Source organism: Chryseobacterium sp. X308 (genome assembly GCF_020733145.1).
Lineage (GTDB): Bacteria > Bacteroidota > Bacteroidia > Flavobacteriales > Weeksellaceae > Chryseobacterium > Chryseobacterium cupriresistens.
Genome location: NZ_JAJFZH010000008.1, coordinates 178,343 through 200,141, shown reverse-complemented (window position 1 = coordinate 200,141; position 21,799 = coordinate 178,343). Strand labels below are relative to the sequence as shown.

Sequence of the window (21,799 nt, the reverse complement as noted above, 5' to 3'; positions counted from 1 at the left end):
AGCACATATGCGTATGTAGGCAACAACCCAATTTCAATGCGTGATCCTGACGGCAGATGGATGGATGATAATGGACATATCGACACTTCCGGAAACTCTAATCCTTTCAGAGATATGGCTCAGTCTCAGATAAGGATGACTCAGTTTATGGGACAAAATCCAGGAGAAGGTGCAGGCGGTGGTGGTTACACTTTTACTGGAACAGATGCAGGTTCCATATTCAATTATTTTGTAAATAGAGGAAACTTCTCCGAACTTAGCATTGGAGATGGTAATTTAACTTGGTGGAAGGGAACACCTACTTTAACCTCTTATAGTGGAACAGATATACATGGAGATATAGATCTCGGCATAGGGTATAACGCTAAATTTAAGGACATTCCATTAGATGCCTATAAAAACTGGGCAGATTGGGGCGCAAGTACTGCTGGAGGAGGATTTAAATATCTTGCTGATCGGAGAACAGCTCTGTATAATAGTGGATATTGGATAGATAATCTTGGACAAATGAGAAGTACAGCATATGCTGGAAGAGCCAGAGGATCTTTAATAGGACTAAGAGGCGATTATGTAAGACATACTGAAATGCTTGGAAAATATGCCAAAAGAGCTGGTTATGTAGGATATGGAATCAGTGCTGCACAAATAGGATATGGTACATATCAAGATGGTGGAAAGTTTGGTATTAGAGCTCAGGTAGCAACAGCTAACGTAGTAGGAGGAATGGCAGGTGCTTGGCTAGGGGGGAAAGCAGGAACATTAGCTGGCGGAGAATTGGGAGCTCTGATAGGAGTTTGGTTTGAAGGAGTTGGAGCAATACCTGGAGCAGCAATTGGAGGGGCTATTGGTGGAATTGTGGGTGGAATATTAGGAGGAGTATATGGAGGAGATTATGCAGAACAATGGGCTAGCGGTATTTTAAACAAACCTGATCCTATAAAATAACAAACAAAATTTTTAATGAAGAATAATAATTTATGGAAAAAACTTGGAACTATATTCACTACTTTATTTATTTATTCGAAGTTAAAGCTTCCCAAATAATAACTTATCCTATTACACTAATTTTTGATTTGATTTATAAAATTCCTTTTATAGCAAATACGCTCAAAAGGAAAAATAGTTCACCAGAAGAAATAAGACTAGCTAGTGAAAATGCAATAAACAACCGTGTATATGGACAAAATATAACTATTTCAGGTATTCAAATGGGAGGTTTAATAATTCTTATAGAATATGGATTATTTAATATTTTTCAGGCAATATTAGGGAAATCGTTAATACAAATCTTTTGGGAGCCAGGAAGCTCCTATAAATGGATATTTGTAATAGGGTTGTTAGTTATGCCTTGGATTATTAACGAGAGATTACTGTTTAAGAATAATAAATATCTAAAATACTTTGATGAATTTGATAAAGAAGCGAGAGCAGTAAGACATAAATGGGCATGGATAAGCTTGGGAATTATAATAGGAATTTTAGGATTTTTCATATTAAGTTTTGTAATAGTTGCAAAAGTACTTGGAAATTAATATTTCAAATATGTCTGTAATGTTCCAAACAAGTTGGTAATAAATTAGGGTATTGGTTTCCAATACTCTAATTTTAAAATATAATGAGGAAGAGCTTCAGGAAACAGGATTGTACAGCTACGGCTGGCGAGACTACATGCCGGATATCGGACGTTGGAACGGGATAGATCAGCTAGCGGAAAGCTATCTTTCTACCAGTCCCTATGCGTATGTAGCCAATAACCCGGTTTCACAATTTGATGTAGACGGAAGGTGGTTTAATGAGGATGGGACTATTGATACTTCAGGAAGAACTCCAGGATTTACCAGTGGAAGGCAGATGTACAACCAATTTCTGGGATATAGACCAGGAGATGGTGGTGGCTCAATAGATTATTCTTTATTAGATGGGCTTCGAAATGAATGGGCAAAAAAAGGGATCTATACAACTATTTCCAAAAACGGCTATATGAGCTGGTGGACAGGAGGTGCTGAAGGGGATGCCAATACAGCTCAGGAAATGGTGGCGCATCTGTTGAAACTAGGAGAGAATGCATCAAATAATTGGTATGGCCTTGCAGGAAAAGGAAACTGGTTTTTTGGCATAGCTGGAAGCGTATCTTTACTTCAAGGATCCCTAAATTCTGAAAGGATGTACGCTCAAGGTATAAGAAGAGGGATAACAAGTAACTATGTATTAAAAGGAAGAAATCTGAGTTTATTCGGTAAGATGCCAGTGACAGATGCATCTTTACCGATTGCCAAAATGACAAAAATAGGAAGTGCAATAGGTAAATATTCATTTTTCTTAGGTGTGGCATTTGATGGTATAGGTGTAATAAATTATGCAACTAATCCAAACTCTACTAATGCTGTAGATCCTAGAAAAGCAGGCTTAAATACATTAATGGGATATATAGGATGGAAAGGAGGAGCTTATGGAGCTGCGATTAGTACTATATATTTTGGAGTAGATAATTTTTATCCAGGAGGATGGGTTGGTGCTTCTGAAACAGCAGCAAGAACCGAAGAATATGAACAGCATATCACTGGACATCCATTTTTTAGTAATTCTGCAATAAAATTTTAAAGACTATGTCAATTAAAAAAATGTACTATTATCTTTTTTATAAACTTTATAAACATTACGAAAATAGCCCTCAGCCGTGGTTAAGCAACTGGAAAGCAGGAGCTTCAATAGGGATATTAGAAATATGGTTATTACTATCTATAGGAAACTATTTTTTAATAACAACAAATAAAACTGTTCATTTAAATCTTTTACAACCTATTGTTATTATACCTGTTACAATTATTTTTGTATTTAATTATTTATCCTTTGATTATAAAGATACTTGGAAAAAATATATTGAAGAGTTTGATCAATTATCTAAAGATCGAAATAAGAAAGGAGGAGTTATAGTTTGGAGCATAGTATTCTTAATAATAATAAACATGATTTTTTCATATTATCTGTTGTTCAGAAAAGCAAGAATAAATCATACAGGACCATATTCTAAAGAGTTTATAAAACAACAAAAAATAAAAGACTCCATAGATCACGCAAATTATATAAAAGAAATGCAGAATATCAGAGATGGAAGATAATTGATTTATAAGATTATTGAGATAGTGTTCCAAACATGTTGTTAATAAATTAGAGTATTGGAAGCCAATACTCGGTATGTTTCAGACATGTTGGCACGCAATATCCATGAACGTTACAAAAGCAAATCTCAATTAAAATATTCAGAGAAAGAGTAACTATAACGGTTGCTCTTTCTATTTTTATAAAATAAACAGCTCTTTATGAATGTAAAAATCTATTCATGTTCCAAATGTGTTGGTGAAGATTTTTGTCAGAAGGAAAACTAATCCTGTTGGGCTTGTGTACGCCATAAACAAAAACAAAACAAATAAATCTGTAACATTTTTTACATTATATTGACTAATGTAAAAAACTAATATATGTTTCTAAAGTTCCTTAGGCTTGAAATAAAAAGCTTTTTCCGTGGTACATCTTTAGGGATCAATCTGACCATGAAAATTCTCCGTTTCATAGGAATTCTTTACTTTATAGGATGCCTTGTTGGGGGAGCTTTTATTGCTTTTTTCTACGTGCAGGAGGAAATGCATCAGAATCCTGTAAAGGTGGTTTCAAAATTCATGATTGTTGCCTGGATTATTGATCTTGTCCTTAAATACCTTTGGCAGGAAGTTCCCACACAGAACATGAAGCCATTCCTTACGATGAATATCCGGAAGAATACATTGGTCAATTATATGCTGGCCAAAACTTTTCTTTCAGCATTCAGCTGGCTGAGCTCTCTGTTCTTTATTACCTTTTCACTGATTGCCGTATTCAATGGATATAGTATTTTGGGAATCATGGTGTGGCTTATTGGTGTGGTTTCACTATTGTACCTGAATAATTTTATCAACATTTTTTTCAACGGTAAAGAGACCCTGGCGGTGATTATCGGAATATGCTTTCTGGGCATAGGAGCGTTGGGATATTACAATATTATTCCGGTTTTATCATATTCCGAATCGGTTTTCTTTAGTTTCTATGAAAAGCCATACGTTGTACTGATCCCTGTTGCTTTGTTCGTAATGCTGTGGTGGATATGTTTCCGCTACCTGCGTCAGGAGTTTTATCTTGATCAGGGGCTTGAAGCGAAGAAAACAGTCGGGAAAACAGAAAATATTGCCTTCCTGAATAAATACGGCGTTATCGGGACATTTATCAATAATGATATTAAAATGTTAAGACGCAATAAAGTACCCAAAGGAATTTTACTGGGCAGTTTTATGTTTCTGTTCTACGGATTGCTGATGTTTACTTCTTCAATGTACAAAACACCGGCAATGATGATGTTTATGGGACTTTTTGTAACAGGAGGCTTCCAGTTTCTTTTTGGACAGAGAGTTCCCGCTTTTGACAGTTCATACTATCCATTGATGATGACCCTGAACGTTCCTTACAAAGAATATCTGAAAGCAAAATGGTGGCTGATGAATATTGTTACTGGAGTTTCTGTGATTATAGCGGTTTGTTATGCCTATTTTGGCTGGGAAGTTTACGTTACATTTTTTGCAGCAGGTTTATATAATATCGGGGTGAATTCTCAATTTACCTTGTGGTCCGGAGCTTTCAATAAAACTCAGATCGACCTGAATTCAAAGGAAAAACGATTGGGACAGAAAGGGAGCTTCAATATGATCGCCATGCTTCTGCTGATTCCTAAAATGTTACTTCCGATGGGTGTATTTGCCTTAACAAAATATTTGTGGGGCATTACCGGAGGAGTAATCAGTATTGCAATTATCGGAATTATAGGATTTTTCCTGAGAGAGAAGATCTTTGATATTATTGTAAAACTATACAAAAAAGAAAAATACAGCACGCTGGATGCATTTAAAAATATAAGTTAAACCATGATCAACATACACAATTTATCCAAAACATACGGAACAGCAACCGTTCTCAATATTGAACATCTTGAAATTCCCAACGGAGAAACATTTGGTCTCGTGGGAAACAACGGAGCAGGAAAAACAACGCTTTTCAGCCTTATGCTGGATCTGATTCAGGCTACGACAGGATTTGTAAGCATTGACGGAATTAAGGTTAATGAATCTGAAGCCTGGAAAAATAAAGTTTCAGCCTTTGTAGATGATACTTTTCTTATCGGCTATCTTACGCCTGAAGAATATTTTTACTTTATCGGGGAGTTGAGAGGCCAGAACAAAGCTTCTGTAGACGAATTCCTTAAGCCTTTCCACGATTTTTTCAATGGAGAAATCCTGAAATCAGGAAAATATATCCGTGATCTTTCAAAGGGAAATCAGAAAAAAGTAGGAATTGTAGGAGCTATTATTGGAAATCCTGAGATTATTATTCTTGATGAACCTTTTGCCAACCTCGATCCGTCTACCCAGATCAAGCTTAAAAACCTGATCAAGGAGTTATCAAAACAGGATGGTGTTACTTTTCTTATTTCCAGCCATGATCTTTCCCATACTACAGAAGTTTGCAACAGAATTGTGGTTGTGAACAAAGGGGTGTTGGTAAAAGATATTCAGACCAATCCGGAAACCTTGAAAGATCTGGAACAATATTTTGCAGATCAGGTTTCAGTTTCGGATATTTAATACCACAAAAAAACAGGTATGAATACGATAGAATCACAGAATGTAACAGATTATCCCAATAGCAATACGATTTTCATGGTCTGGAAACTTAATGACAGCCCTGAGCTGAAAGAAGTTTTTCAGGAACTGTGTGCTTTGGTTTTAAATCTTAATAATTCGGTGTTTAACCGCTTTCCGGACAGCAGGGCAAGCTGTGTCATGGGAATTGGTGCAGAAGCATGGAAAAAACTGGAACTTCCAACGCCGCCGCCAAAGGAATTAGTCAATTTTGAAGAAATAAAAGGAACGAAACATACGGCTGTTTCTACTCCCGGAGATCTTCATTTTCATCTGAGAGCAGATAATAAAAGCCTGATTTTTGATATGGCTGTCGAGATCTCCCGATTATTAAGCTCAGTGGCCGAAAGTATTCTGGAGGTTCATGGATTCAAATACTGGGATGCACGCTCTATTCTTGGATTTGTAGACGGAACGGAAAATCCGCATGGTGATGACCGTGATTATTTTGGAAAGATAGGAGATGAAGACCTTCAGTACAAAGGAGGAAGCTATCTTTTTGTTCAGAAATACCTTCACAATATGGATGCCTGGAAAGGCTTATCCACAGAAGAACAGGAAAAAGTAATCGGAAGATCAAAAGAGAATGATATTGAAATGTCTGATGCGGTAAAGCCTTCAAATTCACATATTGCTTTAGCCAATATCGAGGGCGAAAACGGTGAAGAACTGAAAATAGTCAGAGATAATATGCCTTTCGGAAATCCCTCTACCAATGAGTTCGGAACTTATTTTATTGCCTATTCAAGTACATTTACAACAACAAAAAAGATGTTGACCAATATGTTTATAGGTGATCCTCCGGGAAATTATGACAGAATTTTAGATTTCAGCACAGCAGTTACCGGAACACTTTTCTTTGTTCCTACCAGAAACATGCTTGATGAATTTTCAGAATAAAATGCAAGGCTGCCTCATTCCAGGGCGGCTTTTTCTTTAATTAAATAATACAAATAAAAATTTTTTTTCAAAAATTGTAACCTTTTTTTGTTTTGATTGTCTATAGTATAGAAACAGCATAAACATGAAACTCTTGTTCGGAAATAAAAAGAATGATTTGTTGAGCCTCCTGAAGAAACAGGATCCGGCTGCGCAGAAGATTTTCTATGAGCAGAATGTCAGGAAATTCCTGAGTGTCAGCAAAAGCTATGTGAGCGATTTGTATCAGGCGGAAGATTGTCTCATAAAAGCTTTCTGTAAAATTTTTAAACACATAGAAAGCTTCAGAGGAGAATCGAATCTGGATAGCTGGGCAAGAAAAATTGTGGTGAATGAATGCCTGAACTTTATCAAAAGTCATAAAACCGTTTTCTATCTGGACGAGATTAACCCATCTTTTCATGAAGATATCCACGAGCCGGAGATTGATTGTGATTTTAATGCACAGGATCTGTTAGATCAGCTGCCTGATGCTTACAGAATGGTTTTTAACCTGTATGTACTGGAAGGATATTCTCATCAGGAAATTGCAGATACATTACAGATTTCAGTGGCAGTGAGCAAAACACAGTTGTTCAGAGCAAAAGAAAAGTTAAGAAATATTTACTTTCAACAACAAAAAAAGGTGAAAAATGAAAACGTCTAAAGATACTATTGAATACCAGATCAAAAAACAGATGGAGGAAAGAGAGATTGCTCCTTCCCGTGATCTCTGGTCTGAAATTGAGTTTCATAATAACAATAATCGCGGTTCCAAATCAAAAATGAACTGGTTTTTAGTGGCAGCATGTTTAATGTTGACCTTCGGTTTAGGTACTGTTCTGTTTTTTCTCAATCAGCCTTCAGAGATTGAACCTGTCATGGTGAAGACTGCAGAAAAAACTTCTTCTGATAAAATAGTAACTGATTCTATTCACGATAATATTTCTCTGACAGCTCAGAACAATGAAAAGAAAGAAGAGAATCAAACATCACCCTCCGATAAAGCAGAAGGGATTTCTGCGGTGGCAATTGCACAGACTCCACTGATTCCCAAAGAAAACCTTCCTTTGAAAAAACAGGAAATTCCACAGCTTACTCATCCTCAGCTTATGGCAAAAGCCGATTCTTTAAAAACTCCGGTTAAAAAGAAGAAATATGTAGACCCATCCACACTTCTTTTTTCAGTAGAACATAAAGATGTCATCGAAAAAACAAAAGATGGAAGTAACGTGGCGACTACTATCGATCTGAATGCCAGATAACGTATCCGTAAAAATTTAAAAATTAATAATATGATCAAGAAATTAATCGTAATGGGATTGATGTGCTCTTTTTCCGCATCATTCTATGCACAGAAGACCTTCAATATTAACCTTTCTTCTAAAAAAGATACAGAAGTGAGCCCAATTGTAAAAGAGAAAGTAGAAGAATATGCAGCAAAAATCAATACCATTATTCAGGAAGAGAAAAAGCTGATGGAAGAAGAACTGTTGGTTCTGCAGGCAAAAAACCTGGATAAGGCAGATTTTGACAGAGAAAAAGCTAAGATCGCAGACCGCTATTCTGAAAAAATGGACAAAAGGATTGAAGAACTGGGATTCGATCTGGATGATGTGATTCAGAAGCAGGTAAGATATTCTCTCCTGAATACTGATGTGACTTCCAAAGAAGAGCTTAAAGAAAAATTGCTGAAAAAATTTCGTCCTACCAGAAGCTTTACCGGATATTTCTCATACGGAATCATGACTTTGACAAACAGTTCTCCGGATAATGAGCTGGATAAGAATATCGGATATGCCAATAACCTGGAATTCGGTCTGAAACTGAACTATCAGCTTAGCAGAACAAGTCCGTGGGCTGTTACTTCAGGACTGGGATTTTCGTGGAGAACGGTGAGGACAGATAATAATATGTTCTTTACCAAAAGTGCAGATCAGGGAGTAGCTCTGTCTCAATATGGCGGCAGCCTTGATAAAAGTAAGCTGAGAACAGGATATATTATTGTTCCTCTTGGGATGCAGTATAATTTTTCCAAACTTAAGAATGGTGGAATGGATGTTCAGTACAGAAGTTATTACACAGGATTTAAAATTGGAGCCAATGTATATGGTGGCGTAAAAATGTCTACCAACAATATTGTAAAAGGAAACGATGGCGAAATGAGAGACAGGGGAAATTATCAGGTGAATCCTTTCGTCTACGGAGCACAGCTTAATGTTTCTTATAACAGTTTCAGTCTCTTTGTTAAAAAAGATTTCAGCAACTTCTTTAAAGACGGCTATTTCAAAAATGATAAAGCACTGATATTCGGCTTAACCATTGGTTTAGATTAAATATTACTTTGATAGCAAATGAAAAACTCCGGGAAAGGCTCCCGGAGTTTTTACATAGTATCAGTTATAAAATCATTATTTTAAGCTTCCAACCATATCTTCAGGTTTTACCCATTCGTCAAACTGTTCAGCAGTTAACAAGCCAAGATTGATGGCTTCTTCTTTTAGTGTGGTTCCGTTTTTATGGGCTGTCTTGGCAATTTTAGCGGCATTTTCGTATCCAATATGAGTATTCAAAGCGGTCACCAGCATTAAAGATTTGTCTACAAGCTCTTTAATTCTCTCATGATTCGGCTCAATACCTGTTGCACAGTGATCATTGAAAGAAATACATGCATCGGCAATCAATTGGGCAGATTGCAGGAAATTGTACGCCATTACCGGTTTGAAAACATTCAGTTCATAGTTTCCCTGAGTTCCGGCAAATGAAATGGTGGTATCATTTCCTAAAACCTGAGCACAAACCATCGTCATCGCTTCATTCTGAGTAGGGTTTACTTTCCCCGGCATAATAGAAGATCCCGGTTCATTTTCAGGAATATGGATTTCCCCAATTCCCGAGCGTGGTCCTGATGCCATCAGTCTAACATCCTGAGCAATTTTGTATAATGAAACAGCCAGCTGCTTTAAAGCTCCGTGAGATTCTACGATCGCATCATGTGCAGCAAGGGCTTCAAATTTATTTTCAGCAGTAACAAAAGGGTGTTTTGTAAATTGAGCAATATATTCCGCTACTTTTACATCATAGCCTTTAGGCGTATTCAAACCTGTTCCTACAGCAGTTCCTCCCAGTGCCAGTTCAGAAAGATGAGGTAGGGTATTTTTTAAAGCTCTCAATCCAAATTCCAGTTGTGCCACATATCCGGAAAATTCCTGTCCCAGAGTAAGCGGTGTTGCATCCATTAAATGGGTTCTTCCGATTTTGACAACATCTTTAAAGGCTTTTGATTTCTCAGACAACGTATTTTTTAGTTTCTCAACAGCCGGAATGGTTACTTCCACCACTTTGGTATACGCAGCAATGTGCATGGCAGTGGGATAGGTATCGTTCGAAGACTGGGATTTATTCACATCATCATTAGGGTGGATTTCAGATTTTTCTCCCAATGTTCCGCCGTTATTGACATGGGCTCTGTTGGAAATCACTTCATTCACATTCATGTTCGACTGTGTTCCGGAACCCGTCTGCCAGATCACCAGAGGAAACTGGTCATTCAATTTTCCCTCCAGAATTTCATCACATACTTTCGCGATCATATCTCTTTTTTCCACAGGAAGTACTCCCAGATCAGTATTGGCATAAGCGGCAGCCTTCTTCAGATAAGCAAAAGCTTCAATGATTTCATGCGGCATTGAACCCTCAGGTCCTATTTTGAAATTATTTCTGGAACGTTCCGTCTGTGCACCCCAAAGTTTATCTGCAGGTACCTGCACTTCTCCCATGGTGTCTTTTTCTATTCTGTAATTCATAGTGTTGAAATTTGTATGATCTTTTATTTTGCGCCAAAAAAATTGTTGGTAGTATCATGTTTAATGAAATAAATAATATTTTGGCTTTGTTTATTTAGCTTCTATAAAGGTACTTATAAACTCAGAAACCTACAATTTATAATCATTATAAATATCAATATAAATGACTGATTTTACTCATATTTTTTTTAAGGAGGCGTATTTTTGTACAAACAAAAATTGAATGGATTTTAGATATCAGGATCCGTATCCTATTCAGAAAGATGATACGGTGTACAAAAAACTTACATCAGATTATGTAAAGGTTGAAAAACTGGGTGACAGAGAAATTTTAACAGTAGATCCGAAGGGACTGGAGTTATTGGCAGAAGAAGCCATGGCAGATGTTTCTTTCATGCTTCGCTCTTCGCACCTGGAAAGCCTTAGAAGAATTATTGATGATCCTGAAGCTACAGATAATGACAGATTCGTTGCTTACAACCTTTTACAGAATGCTGCAGTAGCTGCAGAAGGAGCTCTTCCTTCATGTCAGGATACAGGTACAGCGATTGTAATGGGAAAGAAAGGAGAAAATGTATATACAGGAGTAGATGATGGCGAATACCTGAGCAAAGGAATTTACAATACCTATCAGAAAAGAAACTTAAGATATTCCCAGGTCGTTCCTTTAACGATGTTTGATGAGAAAAATTCAGGATCCAACCTTCCTGCACAGATTGATATCTATGCTAAAAAAGGAGATTATTACGAATTTTTATTCTTAACGAAAGGAGGAGGTTCCGCCAATAAAACATTCTTATATCAAAAAACGAAATCTTTACTGAACGAAAAATCTCTTGAAGAATTCATCAAAGAAAAAATTTCAGACCTTGGTACCGCTGCATGTCCGCCATACCACTTAGCATTGGTAATCGGAGGAACTTCAGCTGAAGCCAATCTTGCAGCCGTTAAAAAAGCCTCAGCAAAATATTATGATCATCTTCCGACAGAAGGAAATGAGGCCGGACAGGCCTTCAGAGATCTTGAATGGGAAGCTAAAGTTCAGAAAATCTGCCAGGAAAGTGCCATCGGAGCTCAGTTTGGAGGAAAATACCTTACTCACGATGTAAGAGTGATCAGACTTCCGAGACACGCGGCATCTTGTCCTGTTGGAATGGGAGTTTCCTGTTCTGCAGACAGAAATATCAAAGGGAAAATTACCAAAGAAGGAATTTTCCTGGAGCAACTGGAACAGGATCCGAAAAGATTCTTACCTGATACGCCTCCACATCTGGAAGAAGCTGTTGAGATTAATCTGAACAAACCAATGCCGGAAATTCTTGCTGAACTTTCCAAATATCCGATCAAAACAAGATTAAAACTGAACGGAACATTAATCGTTGCAAGAGATATTGCTCACGCAAAAATCAAAGAAATTATCGATAGCGGTAAACCAATGCCGGACTATTTCAAAAATCACCCGATCTATTACGCTGGACCTGCAAAAACTCCGGAAGGAATGGCTTCAGGAAGTTTCGGGCCTACTACTGCCGGAAGAATGGACGTTTATGTAGACGAGTTCCAAAGTCATGGTGGAAGTATGATCATGCTGGCAAAAGGAAACAGAAGTAAGGATGTTACCAATGCATGTCATAAATACGGAGGTTTCTATCTTGGATCTATCGGAGGGCCGGCTGCCATTCTTGCGAAAGACAATATTGTGTCTGTAGATGTAGTCGACTTCCCGGAATTAGGAATGGAAGCCGTAAGAAAAATTGAAGTAAAAGACTTCCCTGCCTTCATTATTTCCGATGATAAGGGCAATGATTTCTTTGCAAATCTTGCTCACTAATTAGTTTAAAATTAAAATAAATAACAAAATAGAACGCTGATCTTTTGTGTAAAAAGGAAAAAAGTTCTATTTTTGCCTAAAATCTTTAAGAGAATGATAACGATATTATCAGCATTTTGGCCGTTCTACCAGTTCCTTTGGACTATATTCTTCATTACTATGTTCCTAGTAGGATTCTGGTGTATTTTTATGTTCTTCGGATTAGTAATCCCAATGTGGCTAACTGAAGGTTTGAAAGAGTATTTCGGAAAAGTAAAGCCTTTCGACCCTGAAGATATCAGAAGAAAGCTTATTACTGAGCAGGAAGGTGTAGAAGTTATCTATAACGAGCCGAAAGGAAACGGACCTTTCCTTCACGATCACGGACATCATCATTAATTGATTGTCATTGCTTTTTCACCTGAATTCTGAAAAAGTAATATCAAAGCAAAACAACATATATAGACCGCTTAAGCAATTAAGCGGTTTTTCTATTTATTATTTCTCAGACTCTCCGGAGATACCCCAAATTTCTTTTTAAAAGCCCGCGTAAAGTTCTGGAGATATTCATAACCGCACTCAATAGCAATTTCTTTGATCATAATTTCTTTATTGGTAATCATTTTCTTTGCTTTCAGCATCCTGAGCTCTGATATATAATGAGCAATCGTTGTATGATACTGCGTTTTGAATTCCTTTCTGACAGTATTCTGGTTCAGTCCAAAATATTTTCCAATTTCTTCTGCTTTTATATTTCTATGGTAATTTTCATCAATGAATTTCCTGATCATTTCAGACGTTTTTGGAGTGTCTTCGAAAATGTTTTTCTCATTAAATTGCTCAAAGATCAGGATAAGAAGTTTGATAATCTTTGCTTCTATAAATAACTTCTGCATGATTCCTTTCTTATTATAATCAAGAATCTCTTTTACAATCATATGCATCTCTACCGTCATATCCGGCGGCGTTTCTTTATGAAGGAAAATGAAATTATTATGAATCATATTTTCCAGAATTTCAGCATTCTCCGAATTAAGTTCCGGATTGATGAGGTTAAAAATATATTGGTAATTAATCTGAATCTGGAGATACCTCAGAATTTCCTGGTTTTCTGTCCAGAGTTCAGCAACACTTTCTTTAGGAGAATAATGGAGGATGTATTGATTTTTTTTGAATAAAAATTGGGTTCCGCAATCATGACCTTCTAAATTAATACCATCACTCAACATGAAAATCAAATTAAAACTTGATTTCCCCTCCAGCATATGAGACTTGAAGGATTGATCAGGACGCAGGTCTTCCTGCATGATGATTTTGATGTCCTCGGATATGAACAAATGTCCACTTTTTAATTGACTCCTCATACAACACATTTTTACAGCCATGGTACAACTTCTTACGATAAAAGTCCTCCGCAGGATAACCAAAAGTTCGAAAATGATAACTCAGGGTTGACAATGTGAGGTACTTTTGCGCAAAATTAAATTAAATTTAGAATAATTAAAAATAATATTTCATATGTTTAAAGATTTACATTTTGCAATACAGAAAATCAGAACAGGATTAGCATTGCTAACCGTTGCTGGAAGCTATATGTATGCCCAGCAATGGGAAAATGTAGGAGGCATTCAGGATGTATCTGCAGGAGGAAGCAGTTTTAATAATCTTGTTATTGATAACTCGGGAAATTATTATCTGTCCTATTATGATGTTTCAGTAGCTAAAGGCTCTGTTCAGAAATTTAACGGAAACTCGTGGTCTTACCTAGGAGGAACGCCCGGAGTTACTACAGGAAGTGCCACCTACAACTCATTGTCTATAAGTCCGAACGGAAACAGTATTTATTATACCAATCAGCTTGGTTATCCGGATTCCGGAATGGAAGTACGCTTATTTACAGGATCTTTATGGTCCCAGCTTCCGAATGTTACAGACAGCTCGGTAAATTATCAGGCTTCTGCCGTTTCCTCTGATAATATCATTTTCACGTATGGTTCTTATGGTTCAGGGACGGTTAAAAGATATTCCGGAGGAGCATGGGAGCAGATAGGAAATGCAGGTTTTTCGGGCGGTGCTGACTTCGCTGAAATGGTTATCGGAACCAATAATATGATCTATACCTGTAATGTTTCCGGAGGGATAAAAGTATATCAGAACAGTACAGATGCAAGTTCAGCACAAAACTGGACTCTGGTAGGCGGAACAGCTGCAGATGCTTCTTCATCAGGAGAGCAGTATAATGCTGATATTGCTTTAGATGGAGCAAACACAATCTATGTTGCTTATGTTTCCAACTCCGGAGGAGGAAGGAAGTTGAATGTCAGAAAGTTTGACGGAAACTCCTGGGTGCAGATTGGAAATGCCAATTTTTCTGAGGGAAGAGTACAGCATGTTGCCTTAGCCGTAACAGAATCAGGAAAGCCATATGTGGTAGCCAGCCGTTTTGAAAATGATAATTTCCTGAGAAATACCGTTTATCAATTAGACGATTCGCAAAACTGGGTTCCTTTTGGAGGAGATTTTGTTTCAACTGGAGAGGCAAAATACAATGATTTAGCAATAGATAAGGCACAAAATTATCTTGTTTTGGCTTATTCCGACAATACAGCAAAGGTGAAAAGAATTTCTCTGAACCTTAATCCACAAACATGCAGCAATACAGATCCTGGAGCCAATGTTGGTGATATTGGTTGTGTAAGTTTTATGTATCGCGGACAACAGGTTGCTTATACTACGGTAAGAGGAGCAGACGGAAAAATATGGCTTCAGCAGAATCTGGGAAGTACACAGGTGGCTTCATCAGTAGCGGATGCGAATTCTTATGGGGACCTTTTCCAATGGGGAAGATGGGATGATGGTCACCAGCTTAGAAATTCTCAGATCGTACCGGCACCATCTCCCAACACTCCGGAAGGAACAAATACCACTGCGGGAAGTTATGTTGCAGGATCTCCAGGATGGTGGGGAGGTTTTGCAGGTTCAGATACGTGGGCAGGAGTATCTGCTGCGGATGTGAATGCTTCTGCAGGTATAGATCCTTGTAAAGCAATAGGAGCAGACTGGAAAATGCCTTCTCAGGCAGAGTGGACTACTTTAATTGGAGCTGAAAGTATTTCTAACCCTGCAAGTGCCTATAACAGCCATCTTAAATTACCGGCAGGAGGCTACAGAAACTCCAGTGACGGGAACTTTACTTTTGTAGGGCAAAGAGGGTATTTCTGGAGTTCTGATACATCAAGTCTGGGAGGGAAATATTTGTATATCGGATCAACGATTGCCAATCCATCTGCCGGAGCTATGAGAGGGCAGGGATCATCAGTAAGATGCATTAAGCCTACCTCTTCTTTGGGTACTTCAGAAATCAAACTGAATCAATCTGTCATTGGAATGTATCCTAACCCAACTAAAGGAATTCTTATGATTAAAGCTGATTCAGGAATTGAAAAAGTACACATTTCCAATGCTGTAGGGCAAAGAATGAATGTACAGTTCTCGGATCATCAGATCAATTTGACTGAATTTCCTTCAGGATTATACATCGTAGAGCTAAAGTTAAAAAACGGACAATCAGTTTTTAAAAAGATTATAAAGGAGTAAGCGGATCTCAATATCAAAGATTTCGTCAAAAGAAATTAGTTCATTACAATTACTTTTATTGGAAGGCTCATGAAATTTTCATGAGTCTTTTTTTATTATTTTTCCTCCGAAAAAATAGAAATATTTGATGAATACCGAAGAGGAATAGTGGTCATGAAGAAAAATTTATACTATATTCGATAAAAAATAATAAATGAAAAAGTTTTATTCTGTTGTTTTTCTGTTGATTACCATGGCTGTATTCGGACAGATCAATTATACAGTTTCTCCTGATCCGTTCAACGAAACAGATGCGATCACGCTTACTGTTCCCGGGGATCAGATTGATGAGTCTGCGTGGGGCGTTTCCAACAATGCCATTTATATCTGGACCTGGTCGTTTGATACCAATTATCAGAACAGTCAGGATTGCCCTACCAATGGCAGCTGGAACAATTCCAATGATTTGAATAAGCTGAATTATAATGCTGCTACAGATAGTTATTCACTCACTTTTACACCAACTTCTTTTTATGGAAGAACAGGAATCGGAAGGTTTGGGTTTTTATTAAAGGATAAGACGGGATCGCATCAGACTTCACCCGATATTTTTGTAAACGTAGGGACTTTAAACTTAACGCTTACAAATCCATTGGCGAACAGCCTTACTTCAGTTCCTGTGGGGAATTCCATTACTATTACGGCGACGGCAAGTACCAATGCTACATTTCAGCTAAAAGCCAACGGAACTGTTGTCAATTCAACAACAACGCCTTCACAGTCTTATTCTTACAGTTATACGGTTACCCAGGATGCAAATATGGAACTTGTGGCGACACAGGGAACCAATTCCAAAACGGCAGCATTCATTGTACAGGTTCCGAGAAATGTTGTTTCCCAGGCAATACCCAACTGGATCAGACAGGGAATCAATTATCATCCGACAGATCCAACCAAGGTGGGACTGGCTTTATATGCTCCGGGAAAAAATTTTGTACACGTCATAGGAAGTTTCAATAACTGGACGGTGAATGATACCTATTTAATGAAAAAAGACACCACAAATCCCGATCTGTACTGGATTGAGCTCAATGGAATTACACCTCAGCAACTCTATACCTTCCAATACAGAACCAATGATTTGAGAAAAGTAGCAGATCCCTATTCGCCACAAATTCTTTCCTCTTATGATGATCCGTGGATTTCCGCTTCTACCTATCCAAACTTACCTGCATTTCCTGCCGGACAGGCTTTTGAAGTGTCAACATTTAAAACAGGCCAGACCGCTTATAACTGGCAGGTTACCAATTTTCAAAGACCTGCGAAACAGGATCTTATAGTGTATGAATTATTATTGAGAGATTTCACACAGGAAAAGAACTGGCAGTCACTGATCAATAAAATTTCCTATTTAAAGAATTTGAAAATCAATGCTATAGAACTGCTTCCGATCATGGAATTTGACGGCAATCTTTCCTGGGGATACAATACTTCTTTCCATTATGCACTGGACAAAGCCTACGGTACTCCCGAAAAATTCAAAGAATTTGTAGATGTATGCCACCAGAACGGAATTGCAGTCATTCTGGATGTAGCATTTAATCATGCTACAGGGCGTTCACCTCTGGTAAGACTCTGGAATATTGATCCGGATGGTGATGGCTATGGAAATGTTGCAGCCAACAATCCTTACTTTAATCAGGTTCCGAAACATTCATACAATGTATTTAACGATTTTAACCATACCAGCCTTTCAACGCAATATTACGTTGAAAGATGTCTTGAGCAATGGCTGACTGAATATCACATAGATGGCTTCCGCTGGGATTTAACCAAAGGATTTACGCAAAGCTGTTCCGAAAATGATGAAGCCTGTACCAATGCCTATCAGCAGGACAGAGTAGACATCATGAAACATTATGCAGACAGACAATGGGCGATTGATCCCAACTCGTACATGATCTTCGAACACCTTGGAACTGATGCAGAAGAGCAGCAATGGGCGAATTACAGAATAGCAGAAGGAAAAGGCGTTATGCTTTGGAATAAACAGACAGATCCTTACAATCAGAATACGATGGGATATAAGGAAAACAGCAATTACGACCGAATGAACCACAGTCTTCACGGATTTACCAATCTGAGTGGCGTAGGTTACGGAGAAAGCCACGATGAAGAAAGACTGATGTTTAAAAACCTTGCATACGGTGCAGCGAACGGAAGCTATGATGTAAAAAACCTGAATACCGCTCTTGAAAGAATGAAAACTTTCGGGGCAACGTTCTTTACTATTCCTGGTCCGAAAATGATCTGGCAGTTTGGAGAATTAGGATATGAATTCAGCATCAACAGATGTGCAAACGGTACGATAGACAGCGGATGCAGAACCGATGAGAAACCTGTTGCATTTACGCTGGGGTATGATACTGATGTGAATAGAAAAGCAGTCTACGATACATGGGCTAAAATCATCAATATCAGGAATACCTATCCGGTTTTTAAATCTAAAACCTATACTATAGAATCCAACAATCTTACGAACGATCCCAATGGCCTGATCACAAGAATTTATGTGTATGATGCCTCTATTACAACAGGAATAAAGAATGTTGTCGTATTGGGCAATTACACGACTTCCGCACAGAATGTAGTGCCTTATTTCCCTTACACAGGTCAATGGCAGAATCTGATGGATAACAGTATTTCGAATATAGTTTCCACAACGGCTCCGATCACTTTACAGCCCGGAGAATTCAGAATCTTTGGAAATTATGCAGGAGCGTTGTCTACTGTAGATACCAATGCAGCCAATAAACTATCCCTTCAGATTGCAGATAATCCTGTCCGAAATGGAATCGCTAAACTGGTTTTCAATAAAGCAAAAAATGGGGAAATTTCAATTTTTGATATGACTGGCAAAAGAATGGATTCTTTCAAACTGGATAAAGAAAATGGCATCTATGAAGCGAAAATCAGTTATCCGGCAGGAACTTATCTGGTACAGTTGAAATCAGAGACAGGAATAGCCATTCAAAAGATGATTGTTAAATAAAACAAAAGGTGAAGTTGCCTAGACTTATAAAAAATATTGAATATCTTAAAAAACCATTAAGAAGGATTAAGAAATAAAGTATAGTTAAGGTTAATCATTCTGATTTTTAAGTTTCTCTTACTCCTCTTAAACTCTTATTAAATCTTAATGGTTCAAAAATAAAAAGTTTAAACAAGTTCATACAAAATAAAAGGCAAATTTGCGGATCAGCAGATTTGCCTTTTTTTGTAAGTTCAGAAAAATAGTCTACTTTTGCAGTAGATTTATCAAGAAAGGTGGAGGGATTTGGCCCGGTGAAACCTTAGCAACCTGCACAATTCCAGCGTGTAAAGGTGCTAATTCCAACCCTTTGGGAGAGATAATTGAAGTCAATACTCTATATGAATTCCATTTCTTGAAGTCTTGTGTATCTGCGGAAAGATCCGTCAGATTGGTAGTATTAATTGGCAAGAACAAAAATGAAAAAATTAAGCACAGCTGTACTATTGCTTGGAGCAATTCTGGTAGCTGCTCAGGAAAGTGAGGAAAAAGGAAAACAGATCGAAGATGTTATCATCGTCGGAAACCGTAATGTCAAAAGAACAAAGCTGGAGACACCGGTTCCTGTAGATGTTATCAATATCGATAAAATCCAGAGAAGCGCTCCGCAAATGACCGCTCAGGATCTCCTGAATTATGTGATTCCGTCGTTTAATGCAGTGAGGCAGTCTGCTTCTGATGGCACAGAGCATATTGATCCCGTAACATTAAGAGGAATGGGCCCCGATCAGGTTCTCGTATTGCTTAACGGAAAAAGAAGACATACTACTTCATTGGTCAATTATCAGAATACCGTAGGAAATGGTTCCGTAGGAACAGATTTGAGTACCATTCCCGTAATTGCTATTGATAGAATAGAAGTGTTAAGAGACGGAGCTGCTGCACAATATGGTTCTGATGCTATTGCCGGAGTGATCAACATTATTCTTAAGAAAAATGCCGGAGCTTCAGCAAGTCTTACTTACGGATTAAGCGGAAGAAATGATGGAGATACTTATCAGGCAGGAGTCAACTATGGTACTTCATTAGGAAAAAAAGATGGTTATATCAATCTATCCCTGCAATTAAGCCACAGAGGAAAAACCACAAGAACTCAAAATCACGATCTGGATATTTTCGGCGATAATTTTGCTTATGAATTTGCTGGTGACGCTGAAGCGGTAAAAGCAGCCAGAGCTGCGGATGATGCCGAAATTGAAAAAAGAGGGTTGACCCGTGATGATTTTAATTTTCAGATCGGAGATGCCCAGATCAGACAGGGACAGTTGTTTTTCAATTCAGAATATCCTTTTAATGATCATTTTAAACTCTATTCTTTCGGAGGTTTCAGTATTAAAGAAGGAGAAGGGTTTGGTTTCAGAAGACTGCCAAGCGAAAAGTCTAATGTGGTTTCATCCATTTATCCGAATGGTTTTCAGGCGGTTCTTGGGTCTCAGGTATATGATGTTTCTTATGCCGTAGGTGCAAAATATAATGTTAACGATTGGCTATTTGACCTTAGTAACACCTTTGGAAGCAATATTTTCAATTATAAGGTAAGCAATACCAATAATGCTTCTCTGGGAGCAAAATCGCCGACAAGTTTTTATGCAGGCACCCATAGTTTTCTGCAGAATACCATTAATCTTGATGTTTCCAAAAATATAAACCGTTTCAATATTGCTTTCGGTGGTGAGTTCAGGTTTGAACAATACCAGATCAAAGCTGGTGATGAAGCTTCTTATACCCAATATGACATCAATGGAAATGTTGCCACTGAAGGATCAACAGTACTTGGAGCAGGCGGATCTCAATCCTTTATCGGATTTTCTCCGAACAATGCCTTGAAGAAAGACAGACATTCCACGGCAGTATATGCAGATGTTTCCTATGATTTGGATAAAAAACTGAATATTGATGCCGCTGCCAGATTTGAAAATTATTCAGATTTCGGAAACACCTTGAATGGAAAACTCGCTGTACGATATGAGTTTGTAAAAAACTATGCGGTAAGAGCCGCTGTTGGGACAGGATTCAGGGCTCCCTCGCTTCAACAGCAGTATTTTAATAATTCCTATGCGGATATTTCTACTTCGGGTTCTAAGATTGTTACCAAAGGAATATTCAGCAACGATAGTGAAGCTGCCAGAATTCTTGGGTTTGATAAACTCAAGCAGGAAACTTCTGTCAATGCAAGTGCTGGATTTACTCTGAAGCCATTAAAAGGACTGTTCATTACAATAGATGGCTATTTTATTAAAGTAAAAGACAGAATAGTTATTACAGGTAATATTACAGATCCAAGACTATCAAATCCTGCTGTGGTTGGGCATGGAAATGAGGTAGAAAGCGGAAGATTCTTCGCCAATGCTATTGATACAGAAACGAAAGGAGTAGATGTAGTGGTTTCCTATGACTGGATTCTTGGGAATGGAAAATTAAATATGAATCTTGCCGGAAACTATACGGAAACAAAAATCACAAATTTTCATTTTCCTGAAAACTTAGGAACGCCTCAGGATCAGTTTTTTGGTCCCGATCAGATCAATATCATTGAAACACTGTCTCCAAAAACAAAAGCTTCATTAGGATTAAATTATGGAATCGGAAAATTCAGTTTTCTCGTAAGAAATACCTATTTTGGTAAGGTAATAAGAGATGGTTATCCGTTTGGAGACGTGCAGGAATTCTCACCAAAAGTAGTGACAGACATCAGCGTTGGGTATGATATCACCAAAAGCATCAATTTTACCGTAGGAGCCAACAATATATTTGATGTCTTTCCGGACCGCCAGATTTATAGAAATTCATATTATGGAGTATTCAAATATGCGCCTGTACAGATGGGAACGCTGGGGAATTATTTCTTCGGAAGGCTTAATTTTAATTTTTAATC

Annotated in this window: 16 protein-coding genes, 1 pseudogene and 1 riboswitch; of the genes and pseudogenes, 15 read left to right on the top strand and 2 right to left on the bottom strand. The window is 37.8% G+C overall.

Features of this window, described 5'->3' with window-relative positions:
* The 10 genes and pseudogenes from LIV57_RS11555 to LIV57_RS11510 form a co-directional block, all read left to right on the top strand.
* Nucleotides 1–945, top strand: a pseudogene (locus LIV57_RS11555) (hypothetical protein); the annotation flags it as partial.
* A gap of 32 nt (nt 946–977) precedes the next feature.
* Nucleotides 978–1,532: a hypothetical protein gene (locus LIV57_RS11550; protein ID WP_227942694.1), complete on the top strand. Its 555-nt coding sequence runs from the start codon at nt 978–980 to the stop codon at nt 1,530–1,532.
* 52 nt (nt 1,533–1,584) lie between these two features.
* On the top strand, nt 1,585–2,601 hold the full coding sequence (locus tag LIV57_RS11545) for an RHS repeat-associated core domain-containing protein (protein WP_227942693.1): 1,017 nt from the start codon (nt 1,585–1,587) through the stop codon (nt 2,599–2,601).
* A gap of 5 nt (nt 2,602–2,606) precedes the next feature.
* Nucleotides 2,607–3,119: a hypothetical protein gene (locus LIV57_RS11540; RefSeq protein ID WP_227942692.1), complete on the top strand. Its 513-nt coding sequence runs from the start codon at nt 2,607–2,609 to the stop codon at nt 3,117–3,119.
* A 360-nt stretch (nt 3,120–3,479) separates the two neighbouring features.
* On the top strand, nt 3,480–4,946 hold the full coding sequence (locus tag LIV57_RS11535; RefSeq protein WP_227942691.1) for a DUF5687 family protein: 1,467 nt from the start codon (nt 3,480–3,482) through the stop codon (nt 4,944–4,946).
* A 3-nt stretch (nt 4,947–4,949) separates the two neighbouring features.
* On the top strand, nt 4,950–5,666 hold the full coding sequence (locus LIV57_RS11530; protein WP_202840078.1) for an ABC transporter ATP-binding protein: 717 nt from the start codon (nt 4,950–4,952) through the stop codon (nt 5,664–5,666).
* 18 nt (nt 5,667–5,684) lie between these two features.
* Nucleotides 5,685–6,623, top strand: a complete 939-nt coding sequence (locus LIV57_RS11525) for a Dyp-type peroxidase (protein ID WP_227942690.1) — start codon at nt 5,685–5,687, stop codon at nt 6,621–6,623.
* Nucleotides 6,624–6,747: 124 nt separating this feature from the next.
* Nucleotides 6,748–7,308 carry an RNA polymerase sigma factor gene (locus LIV57_RS11520; protein WP_227942689.1) on the top strand — a complete coding sequence of 187 codons (561 nt, stop codon included), beginning with the start codon at nt 6,748–6,750 and terminating at the stop codon, nt 7,306–7,308.
* Nucleotides 7,295–7,906, top strand: coding sequence for a hypothetical protein (locus LIV57_RS11515; protein ID WP_227942688.1), 612 nt, complete (start codon nt 7,295–7,297; stop codon nt 7,904–7,906). Before LIV57_RS11520 ends, LIV57_RS11515 begins: the two co-directional genes overlap by 14 nt.
* Before the next feature lie 30 nt (nt 7,907–7,936).
* The gene (locus LIV57_RS11510; RefSeq protein ID WP_227942687.1) at nt 7,937–8,977 is read left to right on the top strand and encodes an outer membrane beta-barrel protein; all 1,041 of its coding nucleotides are present in this window, start codon (nt 7,937–7,939) and stop codon (nt 8,975–8,977) included.
* A 75-nt stretch (nt 8,978–9,052) separates the two neighbouring features.
* On the opposite strand, the gene fumC is transcribed toward LIV57_RS11510, so the two are convergent.
* On the bottom strand, nt 9,053–10,447 hold the full coding sequence (gene fumC / locus LIV57_RS11505; RefSeq protein WP_227942686.1) for a class II fumarate hydratase: 1,395 nt from the start codon (nt 10,445–10,447) through the stop codon (nt 9,053–9,055).
* A 223-nt stretch (nt 10,448–10,670) separates the two neighbouring features.
* Here fumC and LIV57_RS11500 point away from each other — a divergent pair, with 223 nt between their 5' ends.
* Together LIV57_RS11500 and LIV57_RS11495 are read left to right on the top strand one after the other, a co-directional pair.
* Nucleotides 10,671–12,278 carry a fumarate hydratase gene (locus LIV57_RS11500; RefSeq protein WP_202840072.1) on the top strand — a complete coding sequence of 536 codons (1,608 nt, stop codon included), beginning with the start codon at nt 10,671–10,673 and terminating at the stop codon, nt 12,276–12,278.
* Between the two features lie 93 nt (nt 12,279–12,371).
* A complete protein-coding gene (locus tag LIV57_RS11495; protein WP_171006268.1) occupies nt 12,372–12,656 on the top strand; it encodes a hypothetical protein in 285 nt (94 codons plus the stop codon).
* 92 nt (nt 12,657–12,748) lie between these two features.
* On the opposite strand, the gene LIV57_RS11490 is transcribed toward LIV57_RS11495, so the two are convergent.
* Nucleotides 12,749–13,621, bottom strand: coding sequence for a helix-turn-helix transcriptional regulator (locus tag LIV57_RS11490; RefSeq protein WP_227942685.1), 873 nt, complete (start codon nt 13,619–13,621; stop codon nt 12,749–12,751).
* Between the two features lie 154 nt (nt 13,622–13,775).
* Here LIV57_RS11490 and LIV57_RS11485 point away from each other — a divergent pair, with 154 nt between their 5' ends.
* The 3 genes from LIV57_RS11485 (at nt 13,776) to LIV57_RS11475 (ending at nt 21,797) form a co-directional block, all read left to right on the top strand.
* Entirely contained in the window at nt 13,776–15,854 is a 2,079-nt protein-coding gene (locus LIV57_RS11485) for a T9SS type A sorting domain-containing protein (protein WP_227942684.1), read from the top strand.
* 193 nt (nt 15,855–16,047) lie between these two features.
* Nucleotides 16,048–18,885 (top strand): alpha-amylase family glycosyl hydrolase, encoded by a 2,838-nt coding sequence (locus tag LIV57_RS11480; protein ID WP_227942683.1) that lies wholly within the window; start codon nt 16,048–16,050, stop codon nt 18,883–18,885.
* 260 nt (nt 18,886–19,145) lie between these two features.
* Nucleotides 19,146–19,250: riboswitch (SAM riboswitch) on the top strand.
* Nucleotides 19,251–19,343: 93 nt separating this feature from the next.
* Nucleotides 19,344–21,797: a TonB-dependent receptor plug domain-containing protein gene (locus LIV57_RS11475; RefSeq protein ID WP_227942682.1), complete on the top strand. Its 2,454-nt coding sequence runs from the start codon at nt 19,344–19,346 to the stop codon at nt 21,795–21,797.
* Nucleotides 21,798–21,799 lie beyond the last annotated feature (2 nt).

Bases quoted from the DNA above. Each gene is read 5' to 3' on its own strand.
- LIV57_RS11535 (WP_227942691.1), top strand. From the start codon at position 3,480: ATGTTTCTAAAGTTCCTTAGGCTTGAAATAAAAAGCTTTTTCCGTGGT.
- LIV57_RS11500 (WP_202840072.1), top strand. From the start codon at position 10,671: ATGGATTTTAGATATCAGGATCCGTATCCTATTCAGAAAGATGATACG.
- fumC (WP_227942686.1), bottom strand. From the start codon at position 10,447: ATGAATTACAGAATAGAAAAAGACACCATGGGAGAAGTGCAGGTACCT.
- LIV57_RS11540 (WP_227942692.1), top strand. From the start codon at position 2,607: ATGTCAATTAAAAAAATGTACTATTATCTTTTTTATAAACTTTATAAA.
- LIV57_RS11490 (WP_227942685.1), bottom strand. From the start codon at position 13,621: ATGAGGAGTCAATTAAAAAGTGGACATTTGTTCATATCCGAGGACATC.
- LIV57_RS11520 (WP_227942689.1), top strand. From the start codon at position 6,748: ATGAAACTCTTGTTCGGAAATAAAAAGAATGATTTGTTGAGCCTCCTG.
- LIV57_RS11525 (WP_227942690.1), top strand. From the start codon at position 5,685: ATGAATACGATAGAATCACAGAATGTAACAGATTATCCCAATAGCAAT.
- LIV57_RS11550 (WP_227942694.1), top strand. From the start codon at position 978: ATGGAAAAAACTTGGAACTATATTCACTACTTTATTTATTTATTCGAA.
- LIV57_RS11480 (WP_227942683.1), top strand. From the start codon at position 16,048: ATGAAAAAGTTTTATTCTGTTGTTTTTCTGTTGATTACCATGGCTGTA.
- LIV57_RS11485 (WP_227942684.1), top strand. From the start codon at position 13,776: ATGTTTAAAGATTTACATTTTGCAATACAGAAAATCAGAACAGGATTA.
- LIV57_RS11515 (WP_227942688.1), top strand. From the start codon at position 7,295: ATGAAAACGTCTAAAGATACTATTGAATACCAGATCAAAAAACAGATG.
- LIV57_RS11530 (WP_202840078.1), top strand. From the start codon at position 4,950: ATGATCAACATACACAATTTATCCAAAACATACGGAACAGCAACCGTT.
- LIV57_RS11475 (WP_227942682.1), top strand. From the start codon at position 19,344: ATGAAAAAATTAAGCACAGCTGTACTATTGCTTGGAGCAATTCTGGTA.
- LIV57_RS11495 (WP_171006268.1), top strand. From the start codon at position 12,372: ATGATAACGATATTATCAGCATTTTGGCCGTTCTACCAGTTCCTTTGG.
- LIV57_RS11510 (WP_227942687.1), top strand. From the start codon at position 7,937: ATGATCAAGAAATTAATCGTAATGGGATTGATGTGCTCTTTTTCCGCA.